Raw genomic sequence first — 16,197 nt, 5'->3', positions numbered from 1 at the left:
TTTATGTCTATCTCCCGTATTATTATCCAAGACTTTAGAAATTTAGCGGCTGTGGATCAAAGCTTTGATCCCAGCTTTAATTTCATTATTGGTGATAACGGGAGTGGTAAAACCAGCCTTCTCGAGGCACTCTTCTATCTAGGGCATGGGCGCTCATTTAAAAGTAGCGTACAAAACCGTATTATCCGCAATCAACAACCCTCATTTACCATTCATGGTCGTATTCAAGAACAACATCATGAATGGTCTGTCGGTTTACAAAAATTGCGTCAAGGCAATACGAAAATGAGGATTAACGGTGAAGAGGCAAAAAAACTGGCTGATCTCGCTCATCTTCTTCCCATTCAAATTATCACACCTGAAGGGCTTAATTTATTAAATGGCGGACCGAGTTTTCGTCGAGCTTTTTTAGATTGGGGACTCTTCCACCACCATACTGATTTTTTTCATGCATGGAGTAAACTAAATCGCCTCTTAAAACAACGTAATGCTGCCCTCCAGCAAATTCGTTATTATCAAGAGCTTCTCCCATGGGATAAAGAATTGTGTGAACTTGCCCATCAAATTAGCCAATGGCGTGAAGCCTATGCGCAGAGCTTACAAGCTGCCATTTTACAAAGTTGCCAGCTCTTTCTCCCTGAAGTCGAAATTCAGGCAAGTTTCTATCAAGGGTGGGGAAAAGAGGAAGATTTTGCGACTATTCTTGCTAAAAACTTTGAACGAGATAAGCAGTTAGGCTACACCTATTCTGGTCCGCATAAAGCTGATTTTCGTTTTCGCGCAAGTGGCTTGCCTGTTGAAGATTTCCTATCGAGAGGACAGCTTAAATTGCTTATGTGTGCGTTACGCTTAGCGCAAGGCGAACACCTTATGCAACAAAAAAATCGTCATTGTATTTTTTTAATTGATGACTTTGCCTCTGAACTTGATGAGAAGAAACGCGCACTCCTTGCAGAGCGATTACAACAAAGCGGATCCCAAGTTTTTGTTACGGCGATCCATCATGATCAATTAAAACAAATGCAACCAGCCCAATCACAACGCTTTAGTATTAAAAATGGTGTGCTTCAGCCCCTATAATCACAAAAAATTTTACGAAAATTGGGGCGTAATTAGTGAAAATACTAATGCAAAATCTACATCGGCTGAATTAATTCAAGAATAATGCCATCTGGATCACGGAAATAAACCGCTTTACTTTTTCCAAGGTTTTCTTTTGAAAAATCAAAAAATTGCGGTTCAGAAAGAAATTCTACCCCTTTCGCAGACAGTTTTTGATAACAATCCTCAATGTCTTCCACATAAAAACATAATTCAGAAATGCTGGTTTGCAACAAATCAGGTGTTGCTTTTTCACAGATAGGATGAATAAATTGAATAAGTTCAACTGGTGGCGCACTCAATTCATCACTTCCATTTAAGTAAGCCACGTCAGCAATACAGCCTTCACAACGAAAAAGTTTATCCGTTGCTTCACCTTGCATACGCATCTGTCCAATAAATTTTAATCCAAGTACATCACGATAAAACGCAATAGAACGCGTTAAATCACTAACCGTGAAACCAATATGTAAGACCTGTTTTAACATAACACCTCAACTTAGATAAAAAATTGCCCGATTCTCATAATTTTTTACGAAAATCGGGGCGTATTAATAATAATTAGTAATAAGAATGCTCGCCACGTTCATGTTCAGTCGCATCTTTTGTACCCGTTAATTCACCTGGGAATTGGCTGAGTAACTCTTTTTCCACACCATCTTTCATGGTAACGTCCGCCATTGAGCAGCCGTTGCAGCCACCACCAAATTGTAAAATAGCCACGCCATCTGCGGTAATATCGATTAAGGTGATACGCCCGCCGTGGCTCGCTAATTGTGGGTTAATTTGAGTTTGGATCACGTAATCTACACGTTCAATTAAAGGTGCGTCATCCGCCACTTTTTTCATTTTTGCATTAGGTGCTTTTAATGTTAATTGTGAGCCTAATTCTTCTTCAACAAAATCAATTTCTGCATCTTCCAAGAATGGCAGGCTGATTTCATCTACAAACGCAGAGAAATTATCGTAAACCATTTCTGTATCGGTATCTTCTACTGCATTCGGTGGGCAGTACGACACGCCACATTCTGCATTAGGTTTACCAGGGTTAACCACAAAAATACGAATATTCGTGCCTTCTTCTTGATGAGCGAGTAATTTTTGAAAATGTGCTTGTGCAGCAGCTGAAATTCTGATGTTATCCATAGATATGCCTTAGGTTGTAATAGTTGATCTTTTTTATCAGATTATTAGAGACAATTTTAACCGTGCTACTGAAAAATGCAACGTAATAATTTAAGTACGAGCTAGTACCCAGATCATAATTTCTTCTACGCCTACTGTTTTAAATAGGCGACACATTTCCATTATGGTAGCCCCTGTTGTAAACACATCATCTACAATGGCAATACGTTTATAGCGGGCAACCTTCTTTTTCAAGCTAAAAGCCCCATCAATATTTTTCTTACGTCCTTTGGACGTTAAGCCCCGTTGAGTAGGCGTGTGTTTATGCCGTATTATCCATTCTGATTCGACTTTAATCTGTAACCATTTACCAAGCTGATTTGCAAGCAATTCACTTTGATTATAGCCACGATGCCATTTTCTTTTGTGATAAAGAGGAACAGGGATAATCACTTCTGGCATCGCAAAGTAACATTCACGCCGTGCATTTTTTATTTCTAAAAGTAATAAGCGTGCTAGGGTTTTATCTAAATAATAAGCTTGGTGAAATTTAAATTGGTAGATTAAATCTGATAAAGGGGAAGATAATTCACCAGCACGAATTAAACACTCCCAATTATATTCGGGACTGCACTTTCCACACCAATTCGTATAGTAAGGCGTTTTATTACCGCATCCCATGCAATAAGGGGGGTGGACAATGGCTTGCTGGCAAAAAGAACACAATCCATTTTTGGGTAAATGAATAGGACGATGACATATCCAACAACAAAAAATAGGCAACATTTTATTTCTCTGATAAATTCAGAAAAATAGTCTAATAAAATAACTTACTGAAGAATTTCATTATTTTTATCCGATCCTTGTCGCAATAATGCTAAAATTTTTCTTATTTTTATCACATTAAGGAGCCGTTCATATGGGACTTTCAAAAATTACAACGCAAGTTAAAGCCGTATTTTTTGATATTGATGACACACTTTACATGAAAACCACAGATACGCTACCTGAGAGCGTTATTCCTGCTTTAAAAAAATTAAAAGATGCAGGAATTATCGTCGGCATTGCAACTGGTCGTGTTGAAGCAGCCTTTCCCGAAAAAATTCGCCATCTTATTCAAGAAGTCGGTATTGACACTTTAGTGACTTCAAATGGTCAATTTGTCCAATGCCAAGGGAAAGTACTTCGCAATGCAGCAATTCCCAACTCCATTGTAAAACCTGTTATTGATTTTTTCCGCAAAAATCAAATTGATTACGCCGTGATTAACAATGATAAACTCGCCGTATCAACCCGCTCTCCTCGTGTTATTGATGCGTTAGATCCTATTACGCTAAATTACCAAGTCGATCCTTTATATTATGAAAATCATCCAATTTTACAGATTTTATCTTTCACCGATGAGTCGCAAGATCCTTTATTATTAAATTCTGGTGTATTTTCAACACTTAAACTGGTCCGCTGGCATCCTTATTCAATGGATATTTTTGAAACATCTGGTTCTAAAGCACGTGGTATTGAAACGGTTGTTCAATATCTTGGCTTTGGTATGGAAAATGTGATGGCATTTGGTGATGGGCTAAATGATTTAGAAATGCTAAGTGAAGTAGGTTTCGGCATTGCAATGGGAAATGCGCATGAAGAATTAAAACCCAAAGCAGATTTCATTACCAAAGCCGTTTATGAGGATGGAATTGAACATTTCCTTACTAAAAGCGGACTCATCAAATAAATATATTTTTTAAACTACTCTCTTTTTCCCTATTAATGCTAGAATAACAAAATTTATGTATTAAAGGGAAAAAGATTGTTTATGACCACCCCGTCCAATGCCACGATTTTTGTGATTAATCTTGCTAAATCGCAGGACCGTCGTCAAATGATCATGGATAAATTCGCCGCACTATCAGAAACTGTAAATTATCAATTTTTTGAAGGTGTGTACGGACAAGCAACACCAGATCATCCGCTTTTTAGCAAGCACAATGCGGCAAAACGCTTACTACGTAAAGGTAGTAAAACAACTCTTGGTCAATTAGGTTGTTTTGCAAGCCATTATTTATTATGGCAAAAATGTGTCGAACTCAATCAAGGAATTATCGTAATGGAAGACGATGCTATTTTATTAGATAATTTCCTCAATACTTATCATTTTGTTAACTCACCTAATAATACTTATGAGTTTCTATGGCTATGTAAGTCCTACAATAAATCTAAATCAAAATTAATAAAGCATGAACCTACCTTTCATCTTGAAGTAAAACGTTTCTACAAAGGCTGGGGAAATGCAGCTTGCTATTATTTAACGCCACAAGCTGCTAAAAAATTACTAGATTACACTAAAGAGTGGATCTTTGATGTAGATATTTCAATGGACCGTTACTATGAAAATAAATTAGATTTTTATGGCGTTCTTCCTCCATGTGTCACGCAAGATACGCAGTTAGAAAGTAATATTCCGCATAATAAGTGTGCAGAATCAAGAACATTGCTGATAAGACTACGTCGCGAATACTTTGCAACAATGGATCGAATTCATCGCATGATTTATAACCTAACTCACTAATCCTAATCAAATAACGCCTAACATTTAAACGTAGGCGTTATTTTTTAACCTTATTTTGTTCATATTTCTTCATTTGAAGAAAAAAATGTGATCAACTTCAAAAATCTTCAATAATTCTTAGCAAAAAATGGATTTTTGCTCCATAATTCACAAGTTTTTTGAAAAAGGAATCACATATGAATATTTTTAAAGAAGCACCGGATCTTCCAGTGACCAAATCTAAAGAGGAAATTGATAAAACATATCGCTACTGGCGCTGGCAATTAATGATTGTCAGTTACATCGGATATGCGGTTTTCTACTTCACTCGCAAAAGTTTTAACTTCGTTATGCCAGATATGCTTCAAGATCTTGGTTTGCATAAAGCCGATATCGGGATCATGGGGACAGCATTTTATCTTACTTACGGGGTATCAAAATTTATCTCAGGAATGCTAGGGGATCGTTCAAATCCTCGCTATTTCATGGGTATTGGTTTAATGATGACAGGGGTTGTTAATATTCTGTTCGGGATGAGTTCTTCTGTTTTCATGTTTGTTACTCTTTGGATTATCAATGCGTTCTTCCAAGGTTGGGGTTGGCCACCGTGTGCAAAACTCTTAACCAGTTGGTATTCGCGCAATGAACGTGGTCTTTGGTGGGCATTTTGGAACACCTCACACAACGTAGGTGGCGCATTAATTCCAATTCTTGCTGGTGCAATTGCAATGGCATGGGGTTGGCGTTACGGTATGATTATTCCAGGCGCACTTGCTATTGTTATCGGGATTGTTTTATGTCTTGGTCTACGTGATCGTCCAACCAGCATGGGGTTACCAACCGTTGGTCAATGGCGTAACGATGAAGCAGAAAAGAAACACGAAAGCGAAGGTATCGGGTTATCTGCTTGGGAAATCCTACGTGAATATATCTTTAAAAATAGCATTATCTGGGTTCTTGCCTTCTCTTATTGCTGTGTATATATCATCCGTACAGGTATCAATGACTGGGGTAACTTATACTTAATGGAAACCCACCATTACGATATCTTAAAAGCGAATGCGACCGTATCCTTCTTCGAAGTAGGTGGGTTCTTAGGTGCATTATTTGCAGGTTGGGGGTCAGACAAAATTTTTAAAGGAAACCGCTCACAAATGAATATCATCTATGTGTTTGGTATCATTGCCGTTGCGCTTGCTTTATGGATTATCCCAACACATAACTACTATGTGATGTCTAGTTTGTTCTTCCTAATGGGCTTCTTTATCTTCGGTCCACAGTTTATGATCGGTATGGCAGCAGCTGAAATGTCACATAAACATGCAGCAGCTACAGCAACTGGTTTCGTAAGTTTATTCGCTTACGGTGGTGCAGCAATTTCTGGTTATCCGTTGTCTTTAATTATTCAACACTTCAAATGGCATGGATTTTTCAGCACATTGTTCATTATCTCCGTCGCAAGTGCAGCACTATTAATTATTGTTCCAGTTTTACAACGTCGTCACGCACGTAAACAAAAATTAGCAGTAGCTAAATAATCCTCCACGCCCCGATTTTCGCAAAATTTTTAAGGAAATTGGGGCGTCCTTCTCTATCCCCTCACTATTGCTCTTATATTATCACGTGCCAAAATGTATCAGGCTCATCTATCATAGATTATTCATTAGATTAGGTAATAATCTCCGCCATAAATAAGTAAGCAAAATGGGACACCTACCATTAGTGAGTGCAGTTCTCACCTTTCCTAATAACATCAAATAAATCGTCGCCAATATAGGGAAAAAGAGAAAACCAAAAAAGAGGATAAAAAAGGGGCGACAACGCCGATAACTAGAATATAGCTAAGCATTTCTGCGCCTCATTAATCAAAACTCATCAAGACAATCTTAAATAAATTCAGAAACTTTTTAAATCACCTATTTATCCGCTTTATCGTTTCATAAGAATAATCGAAAGGTGTAATTCTGATACAAAAACGCCCCGATTTTCCATAAATTTTTCGGAAAATCGGGGCGTAATAGGATCTTTAATGATAAAGATTAACGTTGATAAATGGTTTCCACACCTTCTTCGTCTTCTTCATCCCAGTCATCATCCCAATCGTCATCATCGTCTTCAAATTTTGCCAATTGTTCTTGATGATAGTCATCCCATTTGAATTTCACTTCTTCACTTTCTTGTTCTGCAGTTTCTGCTTCTACTGGATGCGCTTCAATGAAATCCATAATTTCGCGACATAAATTCGGTACATTTTGTCCTGTCGCCGCAGAGATACGATAAACTTTTTCTTCGCTATCTTCATCAATGCCAAGGCGAGTTAATACGTCTGCAATGCGTTCTTGTGCTTCTTCTTCAGTTAATGTATCCACTTTATTGAAAACTAACCAACGTGGTTTTTGCGCAAGTTTTTCACTATATTGTGCAAGCTCGCCTTCAATAATCGCAATATTATCCGCAGGATCACTTTCATCAATCGGATTAATATCCACTAAATGAATCAATACACGGCAACGTTCTAAATGTTTCAAGAAACGAATACCAAGCCCTGCACCATCAGCAGCCCCTTCGATTAATCCTGGAATGTCTGCAACAACAAAACTACGTTGCGCATCCACTTTTACCACACCAAGGCTCGGTACCAATGTAGTAAATGGATAATCCGCTACTTTTGGTTTTGCTGCAGATACTGAACGGATAAAGGTAGATTTCCCTGCATTCGGTAAACCAAGCATCCCCACATCTGCAAGGAGCATTAATTCTAATTTAATATCACGTTTTTCACCTGGTGTACCATTCGTTTTTTGGCGTGGAGTACGGTTTACTGAAGATTTAAAACGTGCATTACCAAGACCGTGATATCCCCCTTTTGCAATCAGAATTTTCTGACCGTTTTTAGTTAAATCGCCGACGATTTCTTGGGTATCATTATCGATTGCACGTGTACCAACTGGCACGCGTAAGGTAATATCTTTGCCTCGTTTACCTGTACAATCACTACCACGGCCATTTTCACCACGTTCTGCAGCATAGCGTTTTTCAAAACGGTAATCGATTAATGTATTAAGGTTTTCATCAGCTTGTAAGTAAACGTCACCGCCATCACCGCCGTCACCGCCATCAGGACCACCTTTTGGAATGTATTTTTCACGACGAAAACTGACGCAGCCGTTACCGCCATCACCTGCTTCAATGCGCACTAAGGCTTCATCAATAAATTTCATTTTTTCTCCTTAACTCTTTGGCTTAATAAATTTGTGGCCAATCGCAGACATTAATGCACCTGCCACCACCACTGCTGCGCCTAAATAACTAATAAAATTTAAATTTTCCATCTTAAAGATACTTGGTGCCCACCAAGAAAGTAATGCGGAAAATATCATTGTAAAAATTGGAATCTGTGTTGTAACTGCACTCACTTTGGCTACATCCCAGCGGTTAAGCGCCTCCGCATAGCAACCATAGCCAATTAATGTATTTGCACAACAGAAAATTAAACAACCCATTTCTAATGGCGTTAGATTCCCTACTTGTGAAGGATGAGATGCAGGTGTAAAAATTACGAAACACCCGATATAAATCATTAATAAGATTTGTTGTGCTTTAAATTTAAAGAGTAATATTTTTTGTGAAATACCATAAATTACCCAAACTAGAGCGGCAGACAGCCCAATTAACACACCTTTAAAATAAACGCTTAAGTGTAAAAAGTCATTTAAATGTTGGTTAAAGAACAAACCTAAACCAAGAATTAATAAACCTAACCCTATTTTTTGAGTGACGTACATCCGCTCTTTAAATAAAAATACACCTGCTAATAACATCAAAAAAGCTGCAACAGGAGTCAGAATTTGACTTGTTGTCGGTAGAATATATTGTAATGCGGCATTAAATAGATAAAAATTACCCGCAAGCCCTAAAACACCTAATAGTAAAAACCACCAATAACGTTGGTGAATATGTCTTAAATTCGGTAACTTACCTTTAACGCCCAAACAAATTAATAATACAATTGCGGCAGTAGAAAAACGATACCAAACTATCGTTTGAACATCCATACCTTTTAAAACTTGTTGAATCGCAATAGGTAATGCCCCCCACATCATACCTGTGGTAAGTGCAAGAAAGAATCCTGAAATAGGACGTTGTCCTTGTGACTGTGCCATAGTTGACCTTTTACTTCTTTTATTTTCGTTTTTATGATGGGATACAACTTGTAAATTTGTTATTTTTACAAATAACAAAAGCCCCACAAATTTGTGGGGCATTTTTTATTCGTTCAATCGTAAATTATTCAGTAACAATACTTACGTATTTGCGATTTTTTTCGCCTTTTACTTCAAATTTAACTTTACCGTCAGCGGTTGCGAATAAAGTGTGATCGCGACCCATACCAACGTTGTTACCAGCGTGGAATTTAGTACCACGTTGACGAACAATAATGCTTCCTGCTAAAACAGATTCGCCACCGAAACGTTTAACGCCAAGACGTTTAGCTTCAGAATCACGACCGTTACGAGTTGAACCACCAGCTTTTTTAGTTGCCATCTACTTGATCTCCTCTGAAATTATGCTTGAATCCCAGTGATTTTCACTTCTGTGAACCACTGACGATGACCTTGTTGTTTACGGCTATGTTTACGACGACGGAATTTAACGATTTTAACTTTATCGCCACGTCCGTGTGCTACAACTTCTGCCACTACTTTACTACCAGCAACTACTGGTGTACCGATTTTAACGTCTTCACCGTTTACAACCATTAATACAGAATCGAATTCAACGGTTTCGCCGGTTGCTTTTTCAAGTTTTTCTAAGCGAATCACTTGACCTTCGCTTACACGGTGTTGTTTACCACCACTTTGGAAAACTGCGTACATAAATACTCCGCTTTATATGTGCCAGTAATGTAATATTCATCTAGCACTTCAAAATTTATACAAAATAGGTCGCAAATTCTACGGAAAAATGACTTTCTTGGCAAGTGATTATTTAATCTAAATGAAAAAATGTTGTTTTTTAACTCTTTCCTTTTAGTTCAATTCAAAAATCAAGTACAATGCATTACAATTTTTTTACAAATAAAGAATTTATTTCATATGAGCGATTTAAAAAACTTAATGGATCTCACGGAAATCCAAGCATTAATTCACGATGATATGGGTATCGTAAACGAAACCATTTTATCGCAATTAGATTCCCAAATACCTCTCATAAATCAAATCGGATTCTACATCATTCAAAGCGGTGGAAAACGCATCCGTCCGATGATTGCCTTACTTGCTGGGCGAGCCTTAAATGGGGAGAGTAAACGTGTAAGCAATTGCGCAGCATTCGTGGAATTTGTCCATACTGCAACACTTTTACATGATGATGTTGTTGATGAATCCGATTTACGCCGTGGAAAACCGACTGCTAATGCTGAATTCGGCAATGCTGCTAGCGTATTAGTCGGCGATTTTATCTATACTCGTGCATTTCAAATGGTTGCTGAACTTAACTCATTACGTATCCTACATGTCATGTCTGATGCGACTAATGTTATCTCAGAAGGAGAAGTTCAACAATTAATTAACTGCAACAACCCTGAAACAACAGAAGCAGATTATATGCGCGTTATTTATAGCAAAACTGCTCGTCTTTTTGAGGTTGCTACCCAATGTGCAGCTATCGTTGCGGATGCAACAGATGAACAAGAAAAAGCATTACAAGATTATGGTCGTTATTTAGGAACTGCTTTCCAATTAGTTGATGATGTGTTGGATTATAGCGCCACCAGCCAAGCGCTTGGTAAGAATATCGGTGATGATCTTGCAGAAGGTAAACCGACATTACCTTTATTGCATGCTATGCGTCATGGTAACGAACAACAGGCTAAAATGATTGCAGAAGCAATTGATCAAGGCGGAAAACGTGAAATTCTTCCAGAAGTTTTAACTATTATGGCTGAACATCACTCTCTTGATTATGCTATGCAACGTGCTCGTGAAGAAGCTCAAAAAGCAGTAGATTCAATTAAATGTTTACCTGAGTCACCTTATAAACACGCATTAATTTCTCTAGCATATATTTCTGTAGATCGTCATTACTAATGAAAACACAATCTGAATTTATTCGTCCAAAACTTATTCTACCTGAAGGGTATGATAAATTACTCCTTCATTCTTGCTGTGCGCCCTGTTCGGGTGAAATTATGGAGGCTGTTGTTGCTTCAGAAATTGATGTAACGATCTTCTTTTATAATCCTAATATTCACCCACAACGTGAATATGAAATTCGTAAAAATGAGCATAAACGTTTTGCTGAAAAATGGAACATTCCATTTTATGATGGTGATTACGACCGTAAAGAATGGTTTGAACGTATTAAAGGATTAGAAAATGAACCTGAGCGTGGTAAACGTTGCACCAAATGCTTTGATATGCGTTTAGAACGTACAGCGCTTTTTGCACATGAACATAATATTCCCGTGTTTACGACAAGCTTGGGTATTTCACGTTGGAAAGATATAAACCAAGTAATGGGAGCCGCAAGAAGAGCGGCAGCACGTTATGATGACGTTATCTTTTGGGACTACAACTGGCGCAAAGGTGGTGGCTCGCAACGTGGTGTAGAAATTAGTAAACGCGAACGTTTTTATAAACAAGAATATTGTGGTTGCGTCTATTCGCTACGTGATATGAATAAATGGCGCGAACAAAAAGGCTGGGCACCAATTGAAATTGGTGAACTTCATTATGGTGATGAGTAATTAACTTTCTTACCATTACCAATCATTAGACATAATTTTACTATAAAATGTGTACTTATTTTGCTCTTGTTCGTATAATAGGCAAACGCATTGAATTGATAATTTTATGTCATTAACTTTTGAGGGATTTTTTATGAAATTTAATAAATCATTCTTAACTGTAGGTATTCTTGCAGCAACGATGACCTTGGCTGCGTGTCACGATGAAAAGGCTCAAAATACCCCATCAACATCAACCCAAACTCAACCAACAACCACTGCTACGGCAACTCCAGAAAAAGCGGCAGTAACGCCACTTGTAAAATTCAATCAAACTGTACAAATTCAACCTATTTCTTATACTTTGTCTAAAAAAGATGGTAAAGAAATGTTAGCGTATAACTACACCATCGTTAATAAAAGTACAGAAAGCCTAAAAACAGTAAAATGGTATGGCATCGTGACATTAGGAAAAAATCTCATTGATATTTTCTCCGTACCGGTAAACTTTGAAAAACCACTGCCTGCACATTCCCAAGTAAGTATTGCATTTAATAAACCACTTGCTTCTTACACGCCTGCTGTTCAGAAAGAATTTTTAAATAGTAAAAAATTACAACTCAATTTAACCACCGTTGCTGGAGAAATTGCGTTCTCTAATGCACAGGTACAACCTATCCTTGTAACCACGGATAAAGCTGTTCAAGATGAACTTAAAGCCATCTTTGCACAAGCTAAAAAAACTAAATAAGCTATTCAAAAATAACTTCCGAAATCAATAAAGGTGGCGTTCGACCACCTTTAATTTTCTACACCCAATTTACCTAAGATCTATGTTATTATCATAAAAATTTAATTACCCAATAACTGATTATTATGGAAAACGCTGCAGAAAAAATTCTTAATCCTAAAGTAAAACTCATCACGATCAGTGAAGATGAATCAGGACAACGTATTGATAATTTTCTCATGACACACCTTAAAGGTGTCCCTAAAAGCCTGGTATATCGCATCTTACGTAAAGGTGAAGTACGAGTAAATAAAGGTCGAGTAAAACCAGAATATAAACTTCAAGCTAATGATATCATTCGTGTGCCACCAGTTCGTGTTTCTCAGAAAGAAACTCCACAAATTTCAACTAAGTTAAATAAAGTAAGTCAATTGGAAGATTGTATCCTTTATGAAGATGAGGTTATGCTGGTCATCAATAAACCATCTGGCATGGCAGTGCATGGAGGAAGTGGCGTAAATTTTGGTGTAATTGAAGCCTTAAGAGCCTTACGCCCACAAGCACGCTTTCTGGAACTAGTACACCGCCTAGATCGAGATACATCTGGTATTCTGCTGGTCGCTAAAAAACGTTCAGCATTACGTAATCTTCATGAACAATTACGAGAAAAACGTGTACAAAAAGACTATCTTGCCCTCGTAAGAGGTCAATGGCAATCTCACGTAAAAAGCATCCAAGCACCGTTGCTTAAGAATGAACTTGCTAGTGGTGAGCGTGTAGTCAAAGTGAGTGAGCAAGGAAAACCCTCTGAAACACGTTTCAAAATTGAAGAACGTTATCAAATTGCAACTCTTGTAAAAGCCAGTCCTGTTACGGGGCGTACTCACCAAATTCGTGTCCATACGCTACATGCAGGGCATCCTATTGCCATGGATCCCAAATATGGTGACAAAGAGTTCGATAAGAAAATGGCAAGTTTTGGCTTAAATCGTTTATTTTTACACGCATTTGAAATTGTCTTTTTCCACCCAAAAACCGAAGAACCAATGCGAATTAAAGCGCCATTAGATAATGCGCTTAAAGCAGTGCTGAACAAACTTCGTAGTGCATAATATAATCATATCCTGCATAAATTTTTCGGAAAATCAGGGCGTGAAAAAAAGATCTTAATAAAAAGGCGATGTGTCTATAAGCACATCGCCTTCTTCTTATTCCCAGTCTAATCTAAGAACATACAATTTTTACTGCCAAACCACCTTGAGATGTTTCACGGTATTTTGCATTGATATCTTTACCAGTTTCATACATGGTTTCAATTACATCATCCAATGATACGCGTGGGCTTGAAGTACGACGTAATGCCATTCGGCTTGCATTAATGGCTTTTACTGAGGCAATCGCATTACGTTCAATACAAGGAACTTGTACTTGGCCGCCAACTGGATCGCAAGTTAGTCCAAGATTATGTTCCATCGCAATTTCTGCTGCATTACAAATTTGTTCGGCATTACCACCTAAAATCTCCGTTAACCCTGCTGCTGCCATTGAGCACGCTACTCCAACTTCCCCCTGGCAACCCACTTCTGCACCAGAGATAGAAGCATTCATTTTATAAAGTGATCCAATCGCACTACATGTCAATAAATAACGGGCAACCGTTTCTTCAGTAACAGGTTCAATAAACTTATTGTAGTATGCTAATACTGCAGGTACGATACCACACGCCCCATTTGTAGGTGCAGTCACAACTCGTCCTCCAGCCGCATTTTCCTCATTCACAGCAAGTGCATACATATTAATCCAATCAATAATACTCATTGGATCTTGCGATAAAGATTGATTGGCATGCAATAATCGAGATAATGCTGCCGCACGGCGTGCTACTTTAAGTGGTCCTGGCAAAATACCTTCTGTCTTCATCCCACGATCTAAACATTCTTGCATCGTACGATAAACTGTTTGAATATGCGCATTCAGCGCTTCTTCACCATGGATGGCAATCTCATTCGCTCGCATAATACTTGATAATGATAAACCAGTTTCATGGCTATGTTTAAGAAGATCGACTGCTTTTTGATAAGGGTAAGGAACTTCTACAGGATGATCATCTTCTTGCCCAAAATGTGCTTCATCCACGATGAAACCACCGCCAATGGAATAATAAGTTTCTGCTAAAATGACATGATTCCCTTCTTCTCCATCATGATAAGCAATCAATTGCATCGCATTTTCATGACGAGGTAAAAACTCGCTATGAAAAATTAAGTCATCATTAAAGTCAAACTTAACGATCTTTTTACCTTGAGCTATCGGTAATTCTGCTGTTTTTTTTACATTTTCAATAAAACGAGGAATAAGATTTAAATCCACATCATGTGGCAAATAGCCTGCAAGCCCCATGATGATCGCAATATCTGTATTATGTCCTCGCCCCGTCATAGATAAAGAACCATAAACATTTGCCTGTAAATGGTTAACTTTATCAAATAATCCTTTTTCAATTAATAAGTCAACAAATGCTTTCCCAGCTTTCATTGGTCCAACTGTATGCGAACTAGATGGTCCAATACCAACTTTAAACATATCAAAAATACTTATCATAATTTTTCCCTAAAATATCCCCTCCAAATATTGAAGGGGAATGTTATCAAAATACTTCAGCCTGAATAGATACTAACTAAAATAATTTATAAATAACAGCTGTAATTGCTAATGTCCCCATAACAGTTACAAACACATTACTCCATTTTCCTGAATATTTACGCATCGCTGGAATTTTTGCAATCGCATACATTGGCATAATAAAGAGAATCATTGCAATAAATGGTCCACCTAATGATTCAATAATACCAAGAATACTTGGATTAAGAATCGCCACTCCCCAAAGAGTGAAGAAGAAAAGCACAGCCGTATATTTATGTAATTTTTTACGATCAATATCTTTCTCTTTGTGAGCCATTTGGATATATAGACCTTCAATACCTTCACGCGCACCTAAATAGTGACCAAAGAACGAGCTTGTGATAGCTAAGAAAGCAACAAGTGGACCAAAATAACTAATATACGGATTATCAAATTTATTTGCCAAATAAGATAAGATACTAATATTTTGTACCTTCGCTTCATGTAGTTCCGCTGGTGTTAAACTTAGAACACAACTGAAAACGAATAACATAACAAATACTAACAATAATGTTGAGGTACCTTTTTCAGTAAAGGTTGCATGTTTTTCAGCCGCAACAGAATTACCATAATGTCTTTCTAATGAAAGAGAAAATTGTGAAATAGCCGGTGAATGATTAAAAGAAAAGACAATAACTGGTAAAGTGATCCACAGCGTACCTAAAAAGTCTGCTGCTCCAGGCACCTGATGTAACATGCTTGTATTCCATTGTGGAATAAGATAAAGCGAAAGTGCAAACAAAATAAGAATAAGCGGATAAACTAAGTACTCGGTAATTTTAAGCATTAGTTTTTCGCCCATTAACATAATACTAATCAAGATCCCAATTAATACACCAGATAGAATCCAACGTGGCGGCGCTACTAAATGTAATTGATGAACAATAAAAGATTCAACGGTATTAGTTATCCCATTACCATAAATAAGTAAAATTGGAAAAATAGCAAAAAAGTAGAGGAAAGTAATTAATTTACCCGCCGTTTTACCAAAATAATCTTCAGCAACCAATGTAATATCAGCACCTTTTTTAGGTGATGATAAAACAAATCTTGCCAAACCTTGATGAGCATAATAAGTCATTGGTCCTGCTAATAATGCAATAATAACTAGCGGCCAAAAACCACTTTTCCCTGCATTGATAGGAAGAAATAAAACACCTGCCCCTACCGCAGTACCAAATAAGTTGAGCATCCATAACGCATCAAACTTATTTAACTTAATATGTTTATTTTGAGAAAAACTAACCCCTTTCTCATTTTTTTCTAAAACAGCAGATTGCTCTTGCA

General features: G+C 37.5%; 17 protein-coding genes. 8 read left to right on the top strand and 9 right to left on the bottom strand.

Annotated elements, in window-relative coordinates:
* The first annotated feature begins 3 nt into the window (after positions 1–3).
* Entirely contained in the window at positions 4–1,080 is a 1,077-nt protein-coding gene (gene recF, locus EL259_RS05055) for a DNA replication/repair protein RecF (RefSeq protein WP_126599585.1), read from the top strand.
* A gap of 56 nt (positions 1,081–1,136) precedes the next feature.
* Here recF and EL259_RS05050 read toward each other — a convergent pair whose 3' ends face one another.
* From EL259_RS05050 to EL259_RS05040, 3 genes are all read right to left on the bottom strand, one after another.
* Positions 1,137–1,589, bottom strand: a complete 453-nt coding sequence (locus EL259_RS05050; protein ID WP_126599583.1) for a VOC family protein — start codon at positions 1,587–1,589, stop codon at positions 1,137–1,139.
* Positions 1,590–1,662: 73 nt separating this feature from the next.
* On the bottom strand, positions 1,663–2,247 hold the full coding sequence (nfuA, locus tag EL259_RS05045; protein WP_126599581.1) for a Fe-S biogenesis protein NfuA: 585 nt from the start codon (positions 2,245–2,247) through the stop codon (positions 1,663–1,665).
* A 90-nt stretch (positions 2,248–2,337) separates the two neighbouring features.
* On the bottom strand, positions 2,338–3,012 hold the full coding sequence (locus EL259_RS05040) for a ComF family protein (protein ID WP_126599579.1): 675 nt from the start codon (positions 3,010–3,012) through the stop codon (positions 2,338–2,340).
* A 133-nt stretch (positions 3,013–3,145) separates the two neighbouring features.
* Here EL259_RS05040 and EL259_RS05035 point away from each other — a divergent pair, with 133 nt between their 5' ends.
* The 3 genes from EL259_RS05035 (at position 3,146) to uhpC (ending at position 6,309) form a co-directional block, all read left to right on the top strand.
* Positions 3,146–3,958 carry a Cof-type HAD-IIB family hydrolase gene (locus tag EL259_RS05035; RefSeq protein ID WP_126599577.1) on the top strand — a complete coding sequence of 271 codons (813 nt, stop codon included), beginning with the start codon at positions 3,146–3,148 and terminating at the stop codon, positions 3,956–3,958.
* A gap of 81 nt (positions 3,959–4,039) precedes the next feature.
* Positions 4,040–4,792, top strand: a complete 753-nt coding sequence (locus EL259_RS05030; RefSeq protein WP_126599575.1) for a glycosyltransferase family 25 protein — start codon at positions 4,040–4,042, stop codon at positions 4,790–4,792.
* 176 nt (positions 4,793–4,968) lie between these two features.
* The gene (uhpC, locus tag EL259_RS05025; protein WP_126599573.1) at positions 4,969–6,309 is read left to right on the top strand and encodes an MFS transporter family glucose-6-phosphate receptor UhpC; all 1,341 of its coding nucleotides are present in this window, start codon (positions 4,969–4,971) and stop codon (positions 6,307–6,309) included.
* Between the two features lie 501 nt (positions 6,310–6,810).
* Here the strand turns inward: uhpC and cgtA are convergent.
* The 4 genes from cgtA to rplU all read right to left on the bottom strand — a co-directional run bounded on the left by cgtA (position 6,811) and on the right by rplU (position 9,648).
* Positions 6,811–7,992, bottom strand: coding sequence for an Obg family GTPase CgtA (gene cgtA / locus EL259_RS05020; RefSeq protein ID WP_126599571.1), 1,182 nt, complete (start codon positions 7,990–7,992; stop codon positions 6,811–6,813).
* A 9-nt stretch (positions 7,993–8,001) separates the two neighbouring features.
* Positions 8,002–8,934 (bottom strand): DMT family transporter, encoded by a 933-nt coding sequence (locus EL259_RS05015; RefSeq protein WP_126599569.1) that lies wholly within the window; start codon positions 8,932–8,934, stop codon positions 8,002–8,004.
* A gap of 124 nt (positions 8,935–9,058) precedes the next feature.
* Positions 9,059–9,316, bottom strand: coding sequence for a 50S ribosomal protein L27 (rpmA, locus tag EL259_RS05010; protein ID WP_005701175.1), 258 nt, complete (start codon positions 9,314–9,316; stop codon positions 9,059–9,061).
* A 20-nt stretch (positions 9,317–9,336) separates the two neighbouring features.
* On the bottom strand, positions 9,337–9,648 hold the full coding sequence (rplU, locus tag EL259_RS05005) for a 50S ribosomal protein L21 (protein WP_126599568.1): 312 nt from the start codon (positions 9,646–9,648) through the stop codon (positions 9,337–9,339).
* 240 nt (positions 9,649–9,888) lie between these two features.
* Between rplU and ispB the strand changes: the two genes are divergently transcribed.
* The 4 genes from ispB (at position 9,889) to rluC (ending at position 13,340) form a co-directional block, all read left to right on the top strand.
* Positions 9,889–10,860, top strand: a complete 972-nt coding sequence (ispB, locus tag EL259_RS05000; RefSeq protein ID WP_126600866.1) for an octaprenyl diphosphate synthase — start codon at positions 9,889–9,891, stop codon at positions 10,858–10,860.
* Entirely contained in the window at positions 10,860–11,519 is a 660-nt protein-coding gene (locus EL259_RS04995) for an epoxyqueuosine reductase QueH (RefSeq protein ID WP_126599566.1), read from the top strand. The genes ispB and EL259_RS04995 overlap by 1 nt, the downstream gene beginning before the upstream one ends.
* Positions 11,520–11,652: 133 nt before the next feature.
* A complete protein-coding gene (locus EL259_RS04990; RefSeq protein WP_126599564.1) occupies positions 11,653–12,249 on the top strand; it encodes a hypothetical protein in 597 nt (198 codons plus the stop codon).
* 125 nt (positions 12,250–12,374) lie between these two features.
* The gene (gene rluC, locus EL259_RS04985; RefSeq protein WP_126599562.1) at positions 12,375–13,340 is read left to right on the top strand and encodes a 23S rRNA pseudouridine(955/2504/2580) synthase RluC; all 966 of its coding nucleotides are present in this window, start codon (positions 12,375–12,377) and stop codon (positions 13,338–13,340) included.
* Between the two features lie 112 nt (positions 13,341–13,452).
* On the opposite strand, the gene EL259_RS04980 is transcribed toward rluC, so the two are convergent.
* The gene (locus EL259_RS04980) at positions 13,453–14,829 is read right to left on the bottom strand and encodes an L-serine ammonia-lyase (protein WP_126599560.1); all 1,377 of its coding nucleotides are present in this window, start codon (positions 14,827–14,829) and stop codon (positions 13,453–13,455) included.
* Positions 14,830–14,905: 76 nt separating this feature from the next.
* Entirely contained in the window at positions 14,906–16,102 is a 1,197-nt protein-coding gene (locus tag EL259_RS04975; RefSeq protein WP_197721300.1) for an HAAAP family serine/threonine permease, read from the bottom strand.
* Positions 16,103–16,197: the final 95 nt, after the last annotated feature.

The organism is Actinobacillus delphinicola, from assembly GCF_900638385.1.
Taxonomy (GTDB): Bacteria; Pseudomonadota; Gammaproteobacteria; order Enterobacterales; family Pasteurellaceae; genus Actinobacillus_C; species Actinobacillus_C delphinicola.
This window is presented reverse-complemented; position numbering and strand designations above follow the sequence as displayed.